Below are 18,130 nucleotides of genomic sequence, written 5' to 3'. Positions count from 1 at the left end.
GGTGCTGAAGATCGCGGCGGGGCGCCGCGATCTTCAGCACCCTCCTGGGGACCGCTGCGCCGCTACGACGTGTGGCGGCGGGCGCGCAGGGCCAGGCTCAGGGCCAGGACGGCCTGGGGGTCGTCCAGATCGGTGCCGAGGAGCTCGCCTATGCGGGCCAGCCGGTTGTACAGCGTCTGGCGGTTCAGGTGCAGTTCGCGTGCCGTCTCCGCCTTGCGGCCCGCGTGGGCGAGATAGGTCTCCAGCGTCGGCAGCAGCGGAGGGCGCGAGGTGCGGTCGTGATCGCGCAGCGGACCGATCGCCCGGTCCACGAACGCCGCCAGATCCGGATGGTCCCGCAGCCGCCACAGCAGCAGATCGATGTCCAGGCGCCGGGCGTCGTACCAGGGCCGGTCGCTGAGACCGTGCGCGGCCGTCGCCGTCTCCGCCGCGTGCCGCAGCCCCGCTCCGGCCGCCGCCCAGCCACCCGCCACGCCCACCACCACGACCGGCGGATGCGATCCGGCGCGCTCGAGACCGGCCCGCTCCACCCCGGCGCGCAGCGCCGCCGCGACCCGGTCCGCGACCGCCGTGCGCTCCGTCTCCGACCGCAGCCCCAGCAGCACCGGAACCCGCCCCTCCACGGGCCGCACGCCGAGCAGCACCGGCACACCCACCGACGAGAGCTCCTCCAGCACAGCGCGCGCCAGCAGCGCCCAGTTCCCCGACACGGACAGCTCGGGAGCCAGTCGCATCACCACCGGCAGCAACGGCATCTCACCCGGCTTGAAGCCCAGCACGCGGGCCTGCGCCGGCGCGTCCTCCGGCGTGATCCGGCCCTCCGCGAGATCCGTCAGGAAGTCGCCCCGGCCGCGCGCCGCGAGTTCCTCCTCCTGGCGGGCCTGCATCAGCACGACGGCGAGAATCCCGGCCGCCCGCTCCGCCGCCATCCGGTGCACCGGCACCAGCGGCCCGGACACGGCCAGCAGCACCAGCCTGGCCCGTACCGAACCGGTCCCCGGACCGCCACCCGGCACATCCACCAGCACCGAACCGGCGGGCGGCGACTCACGGGCCGCCCGGCCGCCGCGCATCCCGTCCCACACCTGGAGCGGATCGGCGCCGACCGGGCCGGACGTGGGTCCCGCCGCGTACAGCAACTGGCCGTCCGCCGTCTCCAGGAAGACCGGATTGGCCGCGAAGTCAGCCAGGATGCCCAGCACCTGGGGCACACCACCGCCGCCGAGCAGCGCCTCCGTGCACCGCCGGTGCACGTCCTCGGCCTGCCGCAGCAGCGCGTAGTGACCGTTGACGATCTCGGTGTGGATCTCCTCGGTCACCGTCACGAACGGCACCTCCCGGTGCAGCTGCACCAGCGGCAGACCCGCCGCGCGGGCGGCGTCCACGATCGACGCGGGCAGCCTGCCGAACCGCGGTCCGAGCTCCACCACCAGGGCGGCGATCCCGCGGTCGGCGAGCCTGCGGACGAAGGCGCGCTGCTCGGCGGGGCGGGTGCCGAGCCCCAGGCCGGTGGTGAGCAGCAATTCGCCGCCCTTGAGCAGCGAAGCGATGTTCGGGACCTCGCCCGCGTGCACCCAGCGCACCGTACGGTTCAGCCGGTCCGTGCCGGCCACCACCTCCGGCAGCCCGCTGCGCAGTCCCGGCAGCTCAAGGGCCCGCTGCACGGTGATTCCGCCCTGATTGTCCATGGGGTCGGACGCTACCCGTGCTCGCGCTCCGGAGACATCACCGGGTGGTCACGGACCGGACCGTGAGGCATTCCTTCCCGACAACTCGTGCCGCGGGCAGGCGAATTGCACGCCCCCCTGTCGATTATGACGTACGCCACAATCGACAGGGTCGTGAAGGGCGCACCGAGGCGGGCCGGCCGCCGGAGCCCTGGATCCCACCCGGCGGTCAGCCGACGTACGCCCCGCTCGCCGTCAGGCGCAGTGCCGTGTCGATCAGCGGCACATGGCTGAACGCCTGGGGGAAGTTCCCCACCTGGCGCTGCAGCCGGGGGTCCCACTCCTCCGCGAGCAGGCCCAGATCGTTGCGCAGGGCCAGCAGCCGTTCGAAGAGCTGGCGCGCCTCGTCGACCCGACCGATCATCGCCAGGTCGTCGGCCAGCCAGAACGAGCAGGCCAGGAACGCGCCCTCGTCGCCCTCCAGGCCGTCGACGCCCGCGTGCTCGCCCTTGGTGGGGTAGCGAAGCACGAAGCCGTCCTCCGTGGACAGTTCGCGCTGGATCGCCTCGATCGTGCCGATCACGCGCTTGTCGTCCGGTGGGAGGAATCCCATCTGGGGGATCAGCAGGAGGGAGGCGTCCAGCTCCTTCGATCCGTAGGACTGGGTGAAGGTGTTGCGTTCCGCGTCGTAGCCCCGGTCGCAGACATCGCGGTGGATGTCGTCGCGCAGCTCACGCAGCCGCTCCAGCGGCCCTTCCGCGTCCCCGGACTCGATCAGCTTTATGGTGCGGTCGACGGCGACCCAGGCCATCACCTTCGAGTGGACGAAGTGGCGGCGCGGGCCGCGCACCTCCCAGATGCCCTCGTCCGGCTCGTCCCAGTGCTTCTCCAGGTACTCGATCAGCTTGAGCTGGAGGCCCGTCGCGTAGTCGTTGCGGGTCAGACCGGTCATATGGGCGAGGTGCAGCGCCTCGATGACCTCGCCGTACACATCCAGCTGGAGCTGACCCGCGGCGCCGTTGCCGACCCGGACCGGGCTGGAGTTCTCGTAACCGGGCAGCCAGTCCAGCTCGGCCTCGCCCAGCTCGCGCTCGCCCGCGATGCCGTACATGATCTGCAGGTTCTCCGGGTCGCCGGCGACCGCCCGCAGCAGCCATTCGCGCCAGGCGCGGGCCTCCTCGCGGTAGCCGGTGCGCAGCAGGGAGGAGAGGGTGATCGCGGCGTCGCGCAGCCAGGTGTAGCGGTAGTCCCAGTTCCGGGAACCGCCGATGTCCTCGGGCAGGGAGCTGGTCGGCGCGGCGACGATGCCGCCGGTCGGCGCGTACGTCAGGGCCTTGAGGGTGATCAGTGAGCGCACCACGGCCTCGCGGTAGGGCCCGTGGTACGTGCACTGCTCGACCCATTCACGCCAGAAGTCCGCGGTCGCGTCCAGCGAGCCCTCCGGGTCCGGCAGGCCCGGCGGCTCGTGGTGCGAGGGCTGCCAGCTGATCGTGAACGCGATCCGGTCACCCGGCGCGACCGTGAAATCGGAGTACGTCGTCAGGTTCTCGCCGTAGGTGTCGGCGGGGGTGTCCAGCCAGACGGAGTCCGGACCCGCGACGGCGACCGTACGGCCGTCGACCTTGTGCACCCACGGCGTCACCCGCCCGTAGCTGAACCGCATCCGCAGCTCGGAGCGCATCGGTACCCGGCCGCTGATCCCCTCCACGATGCGGATGACTTGCGGGGCACCGTCACGCGGGGGCATGAAATCGGTCACTCTGACCGTTCCGCGCGGTGTGTCCCACTCCGATTCCAGGACGAGGGAGTCCCCGCGGTAGCGGCGGCGGTCCGCGGACGGCGGCTCCGCCCCGTCCTCCCGCGCCGGTCCCAGGCGCCAGAAACCATGCTCCTCGGTACCCAGAAGTCCCGCGAAAATGGCATGCGAATCGAAGCGGGGAAGGCACAGCCAGTCCACTGTGCCGTCCCGGCAGACCAGGGCGGCGGTCTGCATGTCTCCGATGAGTGCGTAATCCTCGATGCGCCCGGCCACGTGCATCTCCAGTCGAACGGCCATGTCGCCCCGTAGGGCATTACTGCGGGTCAAGAGGTCGTCGCAAGGGGTTGTTGTGGGGGAACCTGCGAGCTCGGTACCTCGCCCGGAGCGAGTGTCCGAGCAGGATACGACGCACCGGAATGATCTGCGCGACTGTCTCGGTAACGCTCATCGATGAGCCTGAGCCGAACGGGTGCGGCGTGAGGGGCCCGCGGTGATCACGTGGGGTGGTGGTGCGGGGCATGGCCGGAAGCAGGCCCCCTTTGTCGCTGATACCCTGGTAGCCCGTGGACCGGTCCTCGTCCGCAACAGCGGACGAGGCCCCCGAACCGCAGCGAAGGCACCTCCGGAATTCTCCGGACGGCAACGCCGGCACGCACCTCACGATCGCGACCACGGGAGCCCCCTTTGGCTATGCAGCCCACATCCACGACGACCAAGCACATCTTCGTCACCGGGGGTGTCGCCTCCTCCCTCGGCAAGGGTCTGACTGCGTCAAGCCTCGGTGCCCTGCTCAAGGCGCGCGGCCTCCGGGTCACCATGCAGAAGCTCGACCCGTATCTGAACGTCGACCCGGGCACGATGAACCCCTTCCAGCACGGTGAGGTGTTCGTCACCAACGACGGCGCCGAGACCGACCTGGACATCGGCCACTACGAGCGTTTCCTCGACGTCGACCTCGACGGCTCCGCCAACGTCACCACCGGCCAGGTCTACTCGCAGGTGATCGCCAAGGAGCGGCGCGGCGAGTACCTCGGTGACACCGTGCAGGTCATTCCGCACATCACCAACGAGATCAAGCACCGCATCCGCCGCATGGCGACCGACGACGTCGATGTCGTCATCACCGAGGTCGGCGGCACGGTCGGTGACATCGAGTCGCTGCCGTTCCTGGAGACCGTCCGCCAGGTCCGCCACGAGGTCGGCCGGGACAACGTCTTCGTCGTGCACATCTCGCTGCTGCCCTACATCGGCCCGTCCGGCGAGCTCAAGACCAAGCCGACCCAGCACTCCGTCGCCGCGCTGCGCAACATCGGCATCCAGCCCGACGCCATCGTGCTGCGCGCCGACCGTGACGTACCGACCGCCATCAAGCGCAAGATCTCGCTGATGTGCGACGTCGACGAGGCCGCCGTGGTGGCCTGCGTGGACGCCAAGTCGATCTACGACATCCCGAAGGTGCTGCACACCGAGGGCCTGGACGCGTACGTCGTGCGCAAGCTCGACCTGCCGTTCCGTGACGTCGACTGGACCACGTGGGACGACCTGCTGGACCGCGTCCACAACCCCGACCACGAGATCACCGTCGCGCTCGTCGGCAAGTACATCGACCTGCCCGACGCCTACCTCTCGGTCACCGAGGCCATCCGGGCCGGCGGTTTCGCGAACAAGGCCCGCGTCAAGGTCAAGTGGGTCGCCTCCGACGACTGCAAGACCCCGGCCGGTGCCGCGAAGCAGCTTTCCGATGTCGACGCGATCTGTGTCCCCGGCGGCTTCGGCGACCGCGGGGTCAACGGCAAGATCGGCGCCATCCAGTACGCCCGCGAGAACAAGGTGCCGCTGCTCGGCCTCTGTCTCGGCCTGCAGTGCATCGTGATCGAGGCGGCGCGCAACCTCGCCGAGATCCCCGATGCCAACTCCACCGAGTTCGACGCCGCCACCTCGCACCCCGTCATCTCGACGATGGAGGAGCAGCTGGCGTACGTCGAGGGCGCGGGCGACCTGGGCGGCACCATGCGGCTCGGCCTGTACCCGGCGAAGCTCGCCGAGGGCTCGCTGGTCCGTGAGGCCTACGACGACCAGCCGTACGTGGAGGAGCGCCACCGCCACCGCTACGAGGTCAACAACGCCTACCGTGCCGAGCTGGAGAAGAAGGCCGGTCTGGTCTTCTCCGGCACTTCCCCGGACAACAAGCTCGTCGAGTACGTCGAGTACCCGCGCGAGATCCACCCCTACCTGGTCGCCACCCAGGCGCACCCGGAGCTCCGCTCCCGCCCGACCCGACCGCACCCGCTCTTCGCGGGCCTGGTCAAGGCGGCCGTCGCGCGCAAGACGGGCGCCGGGGCCGGCGCCGAGCAGGGCGCCGCGTCGGGCAAGTAGTCCGGCGGTGCACAGGCACTAACGTTGACCGGGGTACGGATCCATCGAGGATGCGTGCCCCGGTTCCGGTTTTTGTGGGAGGACGAGATGGGTTTCCAGGACACGCCCGAGGAGTGGCAGGTCACCGCGACCAAGACGCCCTTCACCGGCAACAAGACCAGTGTCCGCACCGATGACGTGGTGATGCCCGACGGCACGGTCGTACGCCGCGACTACCAGGTCCACCCGGGTTCGGTCGCCGTGCTCGCGCTCGACGAGGAGAACCGGGTCCTCGTCCTGCGGCAGTACCGCCACCCGGTGCGCCACAAGCTCTGGGAGATCCCGGCCGGACTGCTCGACATCCCCGGTGAGAACCCGCTGCACGCGGCCCAGCGCGAGCTCTACGAGGAGGCGTACGCCAAGGCCGAGGACTGGCGGGTGCTGACCGACGTCTACACCACCCCCGGCGGCTGCGACGAGGCCGTACGGATCTTCCTGGCCCGGCAGCTCTCCGAGGCCGACTGCGAGCGTTACCTGGTCTCCGATGAGGAGTCCGACATGGAGCTGGCCCGGGTGCCGCTCCAGGAGCTGGTACGGGGGGTGCTCGCCGGGGACCTGCACAACAGCTGCCTCGTCGTGGGCGTCCTTTCCCTCGCGGCGGTGCTCGCCGGTGACGGGATCGACTCGCTGCGTCCGGCCGAGGCACCGTGGCCCGCCCGACCGTTCGGGGTCTGACGGTGCGTTGCCCGACGGCTCGTAAGGGCCGTGCGCCGTCCGGCGGTCCGCGGTCCGGCCGCTGAACGGTTCACCCGAGCCCCCCGATCGGAAAAGATGCTGATCCGATCGGGGGACCACCGCGCCCCGCTCCACGGAATTCGTCCACTCGCCTGAACTACGCTCGGAATGCCCTGACCGGAGTCCCGGCGGGCAACGCGTGCAGCGAAGTGGAGCGTGGCCCGTGACGGATCAGGCGGTGGACACCAGCGGCCCGGCCAAGGCGGCGGGAACCGAGGAGCCGTCCGGTGCCGCACCCCCCCGATTCTTCGGCCGCGAACGCGAGTTGAAGGCGCTGCGCGCCGACATCGAGCGGGCCGGACTGGACACCCTGGCCGGTCGCAAGGCCGCCCGCGCCCGGGTCCTGCTGATCGCCGGACGTCCCGGCTCCGGACGCACCGCACTCGCCGGCGAGCTCACCCGCCGACTGCTCTCCACCGGCGACCACCCCGACGGTCTGTTCCGGGCCCGGCTCACCGAACTCGGCGGCACGCCGGTTCCCACCGAGCGCACCGCCCGGGAGCTGCTCGACCAGCTGGGCATCACGGGCCCGCCCGGCGCCGACGGGGACGAACTCTCCCAGCTGGTCCGCGAGGCGCTCGCCGGGCGCAGAGCCCTGCTCCTCCTCGACGGTGCCGTGGACGCGGAACAGGTCGACCCGCTGCTGCCGGACAACCCCGACTGCCTGGTCGTCGCCACCTCCGAGGGCCCGCTGACCGGAATCCCGGACGTCCGCCCCTGCACCATCGGCGGGCTGGACGCGGGCTCCGCCGTCCGGCTGCTCGCCCGCATCATCGGCCAGGTCAGGATCACCGTCGACCCACGGACCGCCGAAACCCTCGCCGAGGAATGCGGCGGACTGCCGGCCGCCCTCGTGCTGGCCGGCGGCTGGCTCGCCACGCACCCCATGGCGTCCGTCGCCGACGTCACCAAACAGCTGCGCGAGCTCCCGGACGACCCGGAGCAGTCCACCGGCGCCCGCCCGCTGGCCCGTGCCTTCCGCCTCGTCCATGACTCCCTGCCGCCGGCCGCCGCACGGATACTGCGCCTGCTCGCCCTCGCCCCCGCCGGGCTCGCCGACGCCCACACCGCCTCCGGGCTGGCCGGCTGCTCCGTCTCCGCGGCCCGGACGACGCTCGACGACTTCGTGGCCCTGGGGCTGCTGCGCAGCGATGGGGCGGACGAGCCGCAGTACGAGGTGCCCGGCTGCCTCGCCCCGCTGCTGCGGGCGCTGCTGGAGACCAGGGACCGGCCGGCGGAGAACCAACTCGCCAGGGCCCGGATGCTGGAGCGGACCGTACGGCTGCTGCAGTCCTGCCGGGCGGTCACCGAACCCGAGGGTTCCGCGGCCCGCCGCAAGCTCGCCGGGCTGCCGCGCTCGCTGCGCTTCCCCGGCCCCGATGCGGCCGCCGCATGGCTGCGGAGCCGTCGGCCCGCCCTGCTCGCCTCGGCTCGGATCGCTGTTGAGGACGGTGAACTCGACACCCTGGCAAGGCGGTTGGTGGCCGCGCTGGTGCGGGCGCTGGCCGTGCACCAGGGCACCGAGGCCGCCGCGCCCGAGCTGTACGGACTGCACGGTCTGGTCCTGGCCGTCGCCGAGCGGCGCGACCTGCCGCGCGAGCGGGCCGCCGCGCTGCTCAACCTCGCGGACCTCGACGCGAGGACCGGCCGTACGCGGGAGGCGCTGACCCGCTACCGGGCCGCGCTGGACGCCGGACGGGCCGCGAAGGATCCGTACGCCATCGGCCGCGCGATGGAATCCGTGGGTGGCGCCTACGCCGAGCTGGGGGACTTCCAGCGGGCCTCCGACTGGTACGGCCGGGCGCTGGCGCAGCGGCTCACCCAGGGCGAGCGGGCCGACGAGGCGCGGCTGTACGGGCGGCTCGGTGCCGTCCACACCTACGCGGGGCGGTACGGCGAGGCGCTGCGGAACTGGCGGGCCGCCGCGGCCGGGTACCGCAGGCTCGGTGATGTGCCGGCCCAGGCGCGGGCGCTGAGCGAGGCGGCCCGGGTGCAGGAGTACGCGGGCCGGCCGCGCGAGTCGCTGCGCACCTGCCAGGAGGCCGTTCACTGGGCCGGGCAGGCGGGGGACGTGCGGCTGCAGGCGGCGCTGGAACTGCGGCTGGCCGACACGTTCGACCGGCTCGGCGACCCGGCTGCGGCCCGGCTGCACCGCGGTCTTGCCGACAGATTGCTTGGCGAGAAGGGTGTCGCCTACGAAATCCGTAGTGCGGTGAGTGAAAATTAATGCTTTGTAAGGCTAGACAGCGGGAACCCCTTCATTAGACTGGCTCTACCGCGTTCGTTCGCGGTGTCTCCATTTATGCTGTGTCTACCCGGGTATGTAGAGCTATGTCCGGGTAACCCTCTGAGTCAAGGACCGTGATCGACGTGAAGGTCGGCATCCCCCGCGAAGTCAAGAACAACGAGTTCCGCGTGGCGATCACGCCCGCCGGTGTGAACGAGCTCGTACGCCACGGCCACCAGGTCGTCATCGAGGAGAGCGCCGGGGCCGGCTCCTCGATCACGGACGAGGAGTACATCGCCGCCGGGGCGCAGATCCTCCCCACCGCCGACGAGGTCTGGGCCACCGCCGACCTGGTGCTCAAGGTCAAGGAGCCGGTTGCCGAGGAGTACCACCGCCTGCGCAAGGACCAGACGCTCTTCACCTACCTGCACCTCGCCGCCTCCCGCGAGTGCACGGACGCGCTGCTGGAGTCGGGCACCACGGCCATCGCGTACGAGACGGTCGAGACCGCGAGCCGCGCGCTGCCGCTGCTCGCCCCGATGTCCGAGGTCGCGGGCCGGCTGGCCCCGCAGGTCGGCGCCTACCACCTGATGCGCTCGGTCGGCGGCCGCGGCGTGCTGCCGGGCGGCGTCCCGGGCACGGCCCCCGGTGAGGCCGTCGTCATCGGCGGCGGCGTCTCCGGCTGGAACGCCACGCAGATCGCCGTCGGTCTCGGCTTCCACGTCACGCTGCTCGACAAGGACATCAACAAGCTGCGCGAGGCCGACAAGGTCTTCGGCACCAAGGTCAAGACCGTCGTCTCCAACGCCTTCGAGCTGGAGAAGGCCGTCGTCGAGGCCGACCTCGTCATCGGCGCCGTGCTGATCCCCGGCGCGAAGGCCCCGAAGCTGGTCACCAACGAGCTCGTCGCCAGGATGAAGCCCGGAAGTGTACTTGTCGACATTGCGATCGATCAGGGCGGCTGCTTCGAGGACTCCCACCCGACGACGCACGCCGAGCCGACCTTCATGGTCCACAACTCGGTCTTCTACTGCGTCGCGAACATGCCGGGCGCGGTGCCGAACACCTCCACGTACGCCCTCACCAACGCCACGCTGCCGTACATCGTGGAGCTCGCCAACCGCGGCTGGGCCGAGGCGCTGCGCCGTGACGCCGCACTCGCCAAGGGTCTCAACACCCATGACGGGCAGGTCGTTTACCGCGAGGTGGCCGAGGCGCACGGCCTGGAGCGCGTCGAGCTGAGCTCGCTTCTCGGCTGAGGGGTCAACACTTCCCGTCAACCTCACGCGTCCGGCCGGACCTTGCCCAGCAAGGTCCGGCCGGACGCGTGTCGGGCCCTGCGCGACCCTCGTTCAACTCGTCTCGAACGTAACCCTTTAGCCGATTCGTGCACCCGTTAAAAGTGAGCCGGGGTGGCTGCGTGCCCTTGACAGGGAGGTGTTCGATTGCCGACACATCGGGCCGGGTCCGGCGGATTGTGTTGCTGTGGAGCGGTGACACGCCATAGAGTCGCCAATCGTCGGCATGGTGCCACGCTGACCTATCGATAAGTTTCCTGGTCACGTCCAAGGAGGTAAGACGACTTGTGAATGAGTCGACAATTACTCCCGGGGGTGTTCAATCAGGGATGCTTGCACGGGGCCGGAGCCCGCACGGGCTGGAGGCTGTCGGCTCCGTCGCTGTCCGCACCTTCGCCACCAATCAGCACATGACGACAGCCCCCCAGATGATGGACGGCCTACACGTGAACGCCATGGCCGGCAACGAGAGTGGCCGAGAGACCGCCCACTTCGCCGACTTCGACGAGGTGCCCCAGGGGCACTTCTACGACCCCGACGCCGAGTACGAGCCCGATCCGGAGTACGCGGCCACCCTCGCGCCCGACGCTGCCCGCCAGCGCCGCGAGCGGATCGGCCCGACCGGTCGGCCCCTGCCCTACTTCCCGATCCCGGGACCGCTGACCGACCACGGTCCCGCGAAGATCATCGCGATGTGCAACCAGAAGGGCGGCGTGGGCAAGACCACGTCGACCATCAACCTGGGTGCCGCGCTCGCGGAGTACGGGCGCCGCGTCCTGCTCGTCGACTTCGACCCGCAGGGAGCCCTGTCGGTCGGGCTCGGCGTCAACCCGATGGAGCTCGACCTCACGGTCTACAACCTGCTCATGGAGCGGGGCATGTCGGCCGACGAGGTCCTGCTGAAGACCGCGGTCCCGAACATGGACCTGCTGCCCAGCAATATCGACCTGTCGGCTGCCGAGGTGCAGTTGGTGAGCGAGGTGGCCCGGGAGTCCACGCTGCAGCGTGCCCTGAAGCCGCTGATGGCCGACTACGACTACATCGTGATCGACTGCCAGCCCTCGCTGGGCCTGCTCACCGTGAACGCCCTGACGGCCGCCCACAAGGTCATAGTGCCGCTCGAGTGCGAGTTCTTCGCGCTGCGAGGCGTGGCACTGCTCACCGAGACGATCGAGAAGGTCCAGGAGCGGCTCAACCCGGATCTGGAGCTCGACGGCATCCTCGCCACGATGTACGACTCCCGTACGGTGCACAGCCGCGAGGTCCTCGCGCGCGTCGTCGAGGCCTTCGACGATCACGTCTACCACACGGTCATCGGGCGCACCGTGCGCTTCCCGGAGACCACGGTCGCCGGTGAGCCCATCACCACGTACGCCTCCAACTCGGTCGGTGCCGCCGCCTATCGCCAGCTCGCCAGGGAGGTGCTCGCCCGGTGTCACGCCGAGTGAGTCTGCCCGGGGCCGACGAACTGTTCCGTACCACCGGGGGGATGGGCCTGCAGGCGTCGTCCCCGGCGGACCGGCGGCGCAAGGCGAACGGCGAGGCCCGGGTGCCCGGTCCGGCCGGGGAGAGCGATCCCGCAGCCGACGGGTCCGGGGCGGCGGAGACCGCGGCTCGGGAGGAGCACTCCGCGGCGGATGCCGACGCGGGGGAATCACGCACCCGCGGCGGTGACGGCGGCCGGGGCGCGGTGGCGGCGCAGCCGGGACGCGGGCCCCAGCAGTCCTCGCCGGCCCAGCGGCCGGCCACTCAGCCCGCCACATCGGCGTCCGCGCAGTCGTCGGCCCAGGAGGCGGTTCCCGCCCCCGCCGTTCAGCAGCAGCGCAGGCGCGGAGGCGGACGCGGGGCGAACCGGCGGCCCAGCGGCCGGGAGCGGCACGACGAGAAGATCACCGTCTACGTCTCGGCCGAGGAACTGATGGACCTCGAACACGCCCGTCTGGTGCTGCGCGGGGAGCACGGGCTCGCGGTCGACCGCGGGCGGATCGTCCGCGAGGCGGTCGCGGTGGTTCTCGCGGACCTGGAGTCGCGGGGCGACGCGAGCATCCTCGTACGGCGGCTGCGCGGCCGCTGACCGGTGGGGCGCCGGTAGCCTGCCCGGAGCGCGTCCGGGCCTTCTCGTACGCCCGCCGCCCGTATCCCGCCGTCCCTGGACCCTCATGCCGACGACCGACGAGCCCGCCCGCACCCCTCGCCGCCCCTTGGGGCGCGGTCCGGGCGGCCGGGCCGCTTTGGTGGGGGGCGGGGACGGTAGGGCCGATGCGGCGGTGGTCGCCGTGTCATCCGTCGCGTCCGCCGGGCCCGAGGCGCCGGTAACGCCCGCCGAGACCGCCGTAGCGGCAACCCCGGCCTCGCCCCCCGAGCCCGCCGACGACGGGCGGTTCACCGTACGGCTGGCGAACTTCGAGGGGCCCTTCGATCTGCTTCTGCAGCTCATCTCCCGGCACAAGCTGGATGTGACCGAAGTCGCACTGTCCAAGGTCACCGACGAGTTCATGGCGCACATCCGCGCCATGGGGCCGGACTGGGACCTGGATCAGACCACCGAGTTCCTCGTCGTCGCCGCGACCCTGCTCGATCTGAAGGCCGCCCGGCTGCTGCCCGCCGCCGAGGTGGAGGACGAGGCGGATCTGGCGCTGCTCGAAGCGCGGGACCTGCTCTTCGCCCGGCTGCTCCAGTACCGCGCGTACAAACGCGTCGCCGACATCTTCAGCGACCGGCTGGAGTCGGAGGGGCGGCGCTTCCCCCGGACCGTGGGGCTGGAGCCGCACTACGCCGAGCTGCTGCCCGAGGTCGTCATCAGCATCGGGGCCGAGGGGTTCGCCCGGCTGGCCGTGAAGGCGATGCAGCCCAGGCCCGAGCCGCAGGTGTACGTCGACCACATCCACGCACCGCTGGTCAGTGTGCGGGAACAGGCCGGGATCGTGGTCGCGCGGCTGCGGCAGGCGGGGGAGATCAGTTTCCGGATGCTCGCCGAGGACGCCCAGGACACCCTCACCGTCGTCGCCCGGTTCCTCGCGCTGCTGGAGCTGTACCGGGAGAAGGCCGTCGCGCTCGATCAGGACGAGGCGCTCGGCGAGCTTCTGGTGCGCTGGACCGGGGGAGAGGGGGCCGGGCCCGTCGTGACGGACGAGTTCGACACCGGGGTGACCGAGGCGCAGGACGCCCAGGAGGATGTGAAGGCATGAGTCAGCAGGACACCACCGGTTCCCCCGCCGCGGACCTTGATCTCAAGCCCGCCCTGGAGGCCGTCCTCATGGTCGTCGACGAGCCCGCCACCGAGGAGCACCTCGCCAAGGTGCTGGAGCGGCCCCGCAGGGCCGTCGCCGACGCCCTGCACGAGCTGGCCGACGAGTACGCCGTGCAGCGCCGCGGTTTCGATCTGCGGCTGGTCGCGGGCGGCTGGCGCTTCTACACCCGCCCGGAGTACGCGGCGGCCGTCGAGGGCTTCGTCCTGGACGGCCGGCAGGCCCGTCTCACACAGGCGGCCCTGGAGACTCTCGCCGTGGTCGCGTACCGCCAGCCGGTCAGCCGGTCGAGGGTGTCCGCGGTCCGCGGCGTGAACTGCGACGGGGTCATGCGGACCCTGCTCCAGCGGGGCCTCGTCGAGGAAGCGGGCGCGGAACCCGAAACAGGTGCGATCCTGTACAGGACGACGAACTACTTTCTGGAGCGGATGGGCCTGCGTGGCCTGGATGAGCTCCCGGAGCTCGCGCCCTTCCTCCCCGAGGCGGACGCGATCGAGGCTGAGACGCTAGAGGGTGTGCCGTCGTTCGATCCGGACGCACCGGACACCCCGGATACTCACGCAGACGACAAGACGGAATTTTGATGCGAAGCAGTGGCAGGAACAGCGGAAGCGGCAGCGGCAAGAGCGGCGGCAACCGGAATCCCCGGGGTGCCGGCGCCGGCCGCGGCGACGGCAAGCAGGAGCAGCGTCCCCGCCGGCCCCGGCCCGAGGAGCGCCGCTACGACGTGGGCTCCACCGGAGAGAAGAGCACCGAAGCACCCCGCAAGGGCCGCGGCGCGGCCGCCCGTGGCGGCGCCAAGGGCGGCCCGAAGCCCGCGCAGTCCGGCGGCGGCAGGAGCGGCGGCCCGCGCCGCCAGGGCGCCCCGTCCCGTCCGCGTGAGCTCGACGCCAAGATCGAGCAGCGCAACCGGGACAGGTACGCGGGCAAGCCCGACATCAGCACGCCCAAGACCCACCCCGGCGCCGAGCAGGAGGGCGAGCGGCTGCAGAAGGTCCTCGCCCGGGCAGGCATGGGTTCGCGGCGGGCGTGCGAGGAGCTGATCGAGCAGGCCCGCGTCGAGGTCAACGGCGAGATCGTCGTCGAGCAGGGCATGCGCGTCGACGTGCACAAGGACGAGATCAAGGTCGACGGCCTGACCGTGGCCGCCCAGTCGTACCTCTTCTTCGCGCTGAACAAGCCCGCCGGTGTCGTCTCCTCCATGGAGGACCCGGACGGCCGCCAGTGCCTCGGCGACTACGTCAACAATCGTGAGACGCGGCTCTTCCACGTCGGCCGGCTGGACACCGAGACCGAGGGCATCCTCATGCTCACCAACCACGGTGAGCTCGCCCACCGCCTGACCCACCCCAAGTACGGGGTGAAGAAGACCTACCTGGCCGCCATCCAGGGACCGCTCCCGCGCGACCTGGGCAAGCGGCTCAAGGACGGCATCCAGTTGGAGGACGGGTACGCCCGCGCCGACCACTTCCGGGTCGTCGAGAACACCGGCAAGAACTACCTGGTCGAGGTGACCCTCCACGAGGGACGCAAGCACATCGTCCGCCGGATGCTGGCGGAGGCCGGCTTCCCGGTCGAGCGGCTCGTACGGACCGCCTTCGGACCGATCCCGCTGGGCGACCAGAAGTCCGGCTGGCTGCGCCGCCTCACCAACACCGAGGTCGGCATGCTGATGCGCGAGGTCGGTCTGTAATCCGACTGCGCAGCCCGGTTCCGTAACCCGGCTCCGTCCGCTCCACGGCCCGCGGCCGGTTCCTGTTTTCGAATTTCGAACAGGAACCGGCCGCGGGCCTTTTGCTGCGCCCGTTCCGCCTTTATAGTCAGAATGACTATTAAGGAGGCGGGAGTGAGTCTCGCGGATGTCCTCGATCCCCTGCAGCAACCCCTGGTGACGGTCCTCGGCACCCCGGTCAGCTGGACCGAGGTGCTCGGCTTCGGCAGCGGGGCGCTGTGCGTCTGGCTCGTGGCCCGCCAGCACCTCGCCAACTGGCCGATCGGCATCGCCAACAACCTCTTCTTCATCCTCCTGTTCACCCAGTCCGGCCTGTACGCCGACGCCGGCCTCCAGATCGTCTTCATCGCCCTTGCCGCGTACGGCCTGGCCACCGCGGTCGGCGCCGTCGACACCCTGCTCGCCGCCGGCTGGAACTTCGCCGCGCCCCTCCCGGAGCACCGATGAGCGCCGACGCTCCCGCGGGCTACGACCCGTACGCCTTCGAACCCTTCGCGGTCACCGTCGACCTCGCCGTCTTCACGGTCCGCGAAACCCGGCTGAACGTCCTGCTCGTCGAGCGGGGCGAGGACCCGTACAAGGGCCAGTGGGCACTGCCCGGCGGCTTCGTCCAGTCCCGTGAGTCCGCCGAGGAAGCCGCCCGGCGGGAACTCGCCGAGGAGACCGGCCTGACCGAGGGCACCGTGTCCGCGTTCCACCTGGAACAACTGCGCACCTACAGCGACCCGGACCGCGATCCGAGGATGCGGGTCGTCTCCGTCGCCTTCGCCGCACTCGTCCCCGACCTGCCCGAACCGCGAGGCGGCGGCGACGCCGCCAACGCCCGGTGGTGGGACGCCGAAACCCTCGGCCCGCTCGCCTTCGACCACGACCGCATCCTGGCCGACGCGCACCACCGCATCGGTGCCAGGCTCGAATACAGCTGCCTGGCCACCGCCTTCTGCCCGCCCGAATTCACCCTGGGGGAACTCCAGCGGGTCTACGAGACGGTCTGGGGCGTCGAGCTGGACCGTCCCAACTTCCGGCGCAAGGTCCTCACCACGCCCGGCTTCGTCCAGGCCGTGGAGGGATCGCCGCGCCTTACCGGCGGACGGGGAAAGCCGGCCGCGCTCTACCGGGCGGGTGCCGCTACCGCCCTGCACCCTCCACTGCTGAGACCGGAAGGAAGAAGCACGTGATCGTGACCAGGACCATTACCAAGCAGGCCGCCACCGGCGCGCTGACCGGGCTCGCGCTCGGCGACGCCCTGGGCTTCCCGACCGAGTTCAACAATGTGCCGTCGATCCTCGCCAAGTGCGGGCCGTGGCGCGCGATGCGACTGCCGAAGCCGGCGTTCGTCACCGACGACACCCAGATGACACTGGCCCTGGGGCGGGGCATCCGCACCGCCATGGACCGCGGGCTGCTCACCCCGCTGCGGCTGGTCCGCCCGGTGCGCGAGGAGTTCGTCGACTGGTACCACTCGCCCGACAACAACCGTGCCCCCGGCCGCACCTGCATGACCGCCTGCCGCCTGCTCGACAGCGACCGGCTCTGGCAGGAGGCCAGCCAGACCGGCTCCAAGGGCTGCGGCGCCAACATGCGGGTCGCGCCGGTCGGGCTCGTGCCGGGGCTGAGCGACGAACAGCGCTCCGGCGCCGCCCAGTTGCAGGCGGCTCTCACCCACGGGCATCCGACCGCGCTCGCCGCGTCCGACCTGATGGCCCGGGCGGTGTACCTGCTGGCGCAGGGCGCGGAGCCGATGGGTCTGATCGGGCAGCTGCGCAGCTACGCGTACGAGAACAGCAGCCGCTATCTCACGCGCTGGCTCGGCGACCTCTGGCGGTACGCGGGCGACTCCTCGCCGGAGCTGTACATCCGGCGCGGCTGGGAGGAATGCCTCACCGCGCTGGCCCGCGTCCAGGACGCCCTGCGCGCCCCGTCCCCGGAGACCGATCCCTGCGAGTCGACCGGTGACGGCTGGATCGCCGAGGAGGCCCTGGCCACCGCCCTGCACTGCTTCCTGCTCTTCCCCGACGAACCCGTCACGGCCCTGCGCAGGGCCGCCTGTACCCGGGGCGACTCGGACTCCCTCGGCTGCCTGACCGGCGCTCTCGCCGGGGCGCATCTGGGGGCGGGGGCCTGGCCCAAGGAGTGGTCGGAGCGGATCGAGTACCGGAGCGATCTGCTGTCGTTGGGGGCGCTCTGGGACTCTTGATCCGTGCACAGCAAAACGACGCGCCTCCAGGAGGCCGGGCTGCCGGTCACGGACTTCGGCCCGGTGCTCGCCGAAGAACGCCACCCGCTGCTGTTCGCCACGGTCTCCGGGGCGCATCTGTACGGATTCCCGTCCAGGGATTCGGATGTGGACCTTCGGGGGGTCCATCTCCTCCCCGCGGACGATCTCCTCGGGCTGCGCCGGCCCGAGGAGACCCGCTCGCGGATGTGGGACCGGGACGGGGTCGAGTTGGACCTCGTCACCCACGATCTGCGCAAGTTCGTCCGGTTGATGCTGAAACCGAACGGCTACGTGCTGGAACAGTTGCTGTCTCCGCTCGTGGTGCACACGAGTGAGTTGCACGCGGAACTGGTGGATCTGACGCCCGATGTGCTCACCCGCAATCACGCGCACCACTACCGGGGGTTCGCCCACACTCAGTGGCGGCTCTTCGGGAAGACGGGCGAACTGAAGCCGCTGCTGTACACGTTCCGCGCGCTGCTCACCGGTATCCATCTGATGCGCAGCGGTGAGGTGCGCGCGCATCTGCCGACGCTCCTCGGGGAGGTGGCGGCTCCGGCGTATCTGCCCGAGCTGATCGACGCGAAGGCCGAGGCCGAGCATGGGGGAGCGGGGGGGCGTGGACGGCGCGGTGGTGTCCAGGGATGTCGAGATGTTGCATGGGGTGCTTGACGAGGCGCAGGCGGAATCGGGGCTTCCCGAGGTGGCCGGTGGGTTCGACGGGCTGCACGATCTTGTGGTGCGTGCGCGGTTGAAGAGATGGGTGTCTTTGTCCTCAACCGCGGGACGGGCTTGATTTTCCGCTCGTCCGAGGGGTGCGGGATTCACGGG

General features: G+C 70.9%; 13 protein-coding genes and 2 pseudogenes. 13 read left to right on the top strand and 2 right to left on the bottom strand.

Translation table 11 applies throughout. The features are described from left to right. Positions 1-62: 62 nt before the first annotated feature. Complete coding sequence (locus OG936_RS06300) at positions 63-1,688, bottom strand: PucR family transcriptional regulator (protein ID WP_266907083.1); 1,626 nt, start codon at positions 1,686-1,688, stop codon at positions 63-65. A 208-nt stretch (positions 1,689-1,896) separates the two neighbouring features. Next, a complete protein-coding gene (locus OG936_RS06295) occupies positions 1,897-3,699 on the bottom strand; it encodes a glycoside hydrolase family 15 protein (RefSeq protein WP_406500329.1) in 1,803 nt (600 codons plus the stop codon). Between the two features lie 417 nt (positions 3,700-4,116). Between OG936_RS06295 and OG936_RS06290 the strand changes: the two genes are divergently transcribed. The 13 genes and pseudogenes from OG936_RS06290 to OG936_RS06230 all read left to right on the top strand — a co-directional run bounded on the left by OG936_RS06290 (position 4,117) and on the right by OG936_RS06230 (position 18,095). Next, complete coding sequence (locus tag OG936_RS06290) at positions 4,117-5,802, top strand: CTP synthase (protein WP_406493111.1); 1,686 nt, start codon at positions 4,117-4,119, stop codon at positions 5,800-5,802. Positions 5,803-5,889: 87 nt separating this feature from the next. After that, positions 5,890-6,516 (top strand): NUDIX domain-containing protein, encoded by a 627-nt coding sequence (locus OG936_RS06285; RefSeq protein WP_383762331.1) that lies wholly within the window; start codon positions 5,890-5,892, stop codon positions 6,514-6,516. Positions 6,517-6,739: 223 nt separating this feature from the next. Further along, positions 6,740-8,803 carry a tetratricopeptide repeat protein gene (locus tag OG936_RS06280; protein ID WP_406493110.1) on the top strand — a complete coding sequence of 688 codons (2,064 nt, stop codon included), beginning with the start codon at positions 6,740-6,742 and terminating at the stop codon, positions 8,801-8,803. 143 nt (positions 8,804-8,946) lie between these two features. Continuing rightward, positions 8,947-10,062 (top strand): alanine dehydrogenase, encoded by a 1,116-nt coding sequence (gene ald / locus OG936_RS06275; RefSeq protein ID WP_406500328.1) that lies wholly within the window; start codon positions 8,947-8,949, stop codon positions 10,060-10,062. A gap of 368 nt (positions 10,063-10,430) precedes the next feature. Further along, positions 10,431-11,549, top strand: coding sequence for a ParA family protein (locus OG936_RS06270; protein WP_406493108.1), 1,119 nt, complete (start codon positions 10,431-10,433; stop codon positions 11,547-11,549). Then, positions 11,546-12,175 (top strand): hypothetical protein, encoded by a 630-nt coding sequence (locus OG936_RS06265; RefSeq protein WP_406500326.1) that lies wholly within the window; start codon positions 11,546-11,548, stop codon positions 12,173-12,175. Before OG936_RS06270 ends, OG936_RS06265 begins: the two co-directional genes overlap by 4 nt. An 85-nt stretch (positions 12,176-12,260) precedes the next feature. Further along, positions 12,261-13,289 carry a segregation and condensation protein A gene (locus OG936_RS06260; RefSeq protein WP_406493106.1) on the top strand — a complete coding sequence of 343 codons (1,029 nt, stop codon included), beginning with the start codon at positions 12,261-12,263 and terminating at the stop codon, positions 13,287-13,289. After that, a complete protein-coding gene (gene scpB / locus OG936_RS06255; RefSeq protein ID WP_406493104.1) occupies positions 13,286-13,933 on the top strand; it encodes an SMC-Scp complex subunit ScpB in 648 nt (215 codons plus the stop codon). Before OG936_RS06260 ends, scpB begins: the two co-directional genes overlap by 4 nt. Then, on the top strand, positions 13,933-15,042 hold the full coding sequence (locus OG936_RS06250) for a pseudouridine synthase (RefSeq protein WP_406493102.1): 1,110 nt from the start codon (positions 13,933-13,935) through the stop codon (positions 15,040-15,042). The genes scpB and OG936_RS06250 overlap by 1 nt, the downstream gene beginning before the upstream one ends. 153 nt (positions 15,043-15,195) lie before the next feature. Further along, a pseudogene (locus tag OG936_RS06245) lies at positions 15,196-15,447 on the top strand (nicotinamide riboside transporter PnuC); the annotation flags it as partial. 77 nt (positions 15,448-15,524) lie between these two features. Further along, positions 15,525-16,259 carry an NUDIX hydrolase gene (locus OG936_RS06240; protein ID WP_406493100.1) on the top strand — a complete coding sequence of 245 codons (735 nt, stop codon included), beginning with the start codon at positions 15,525-15,527 and terminating at the stop codon, positions 16,257-16,259. After that, on the top strand, positions 16,256-17,278 hold the full coding sequence (locus tag OG936_RS06235; protein ID WP_406493099.1) for an ADP-ribosylglycohydrolase family protein: 1,023 nt from the start codon (positions 16,256-16,258) through the stop codon (positions 17,276-17,278). The genes OG936_RS06240 and OG936_RS06235 overlap by 4 nt, the downstream gene beginning before the upstream one ends. Positions 17,279-17,281: 3 nt before the next feature. Next, positions 17,282-18,095, top strand: a pseudogene (locus OG936_RS06230) (DNA polymerase beta superfamily protein). Positions 18,096-18,130 lie beyond the last annotated feature (35 nt).

Source organism: Streptomyces sp. NBC_00846, assembly GCF_045207325.1.
Taxonomy (GTDB): Bacteria; Actinomycetota; Actinomycetes; order Streptomycetales; family Streptomycetaceae; genus Streptomyces.
Note: the sequence above shows the minus strand (reverse complement) of the source record. Positions and strands in the feature narration are given on the sequence as shown.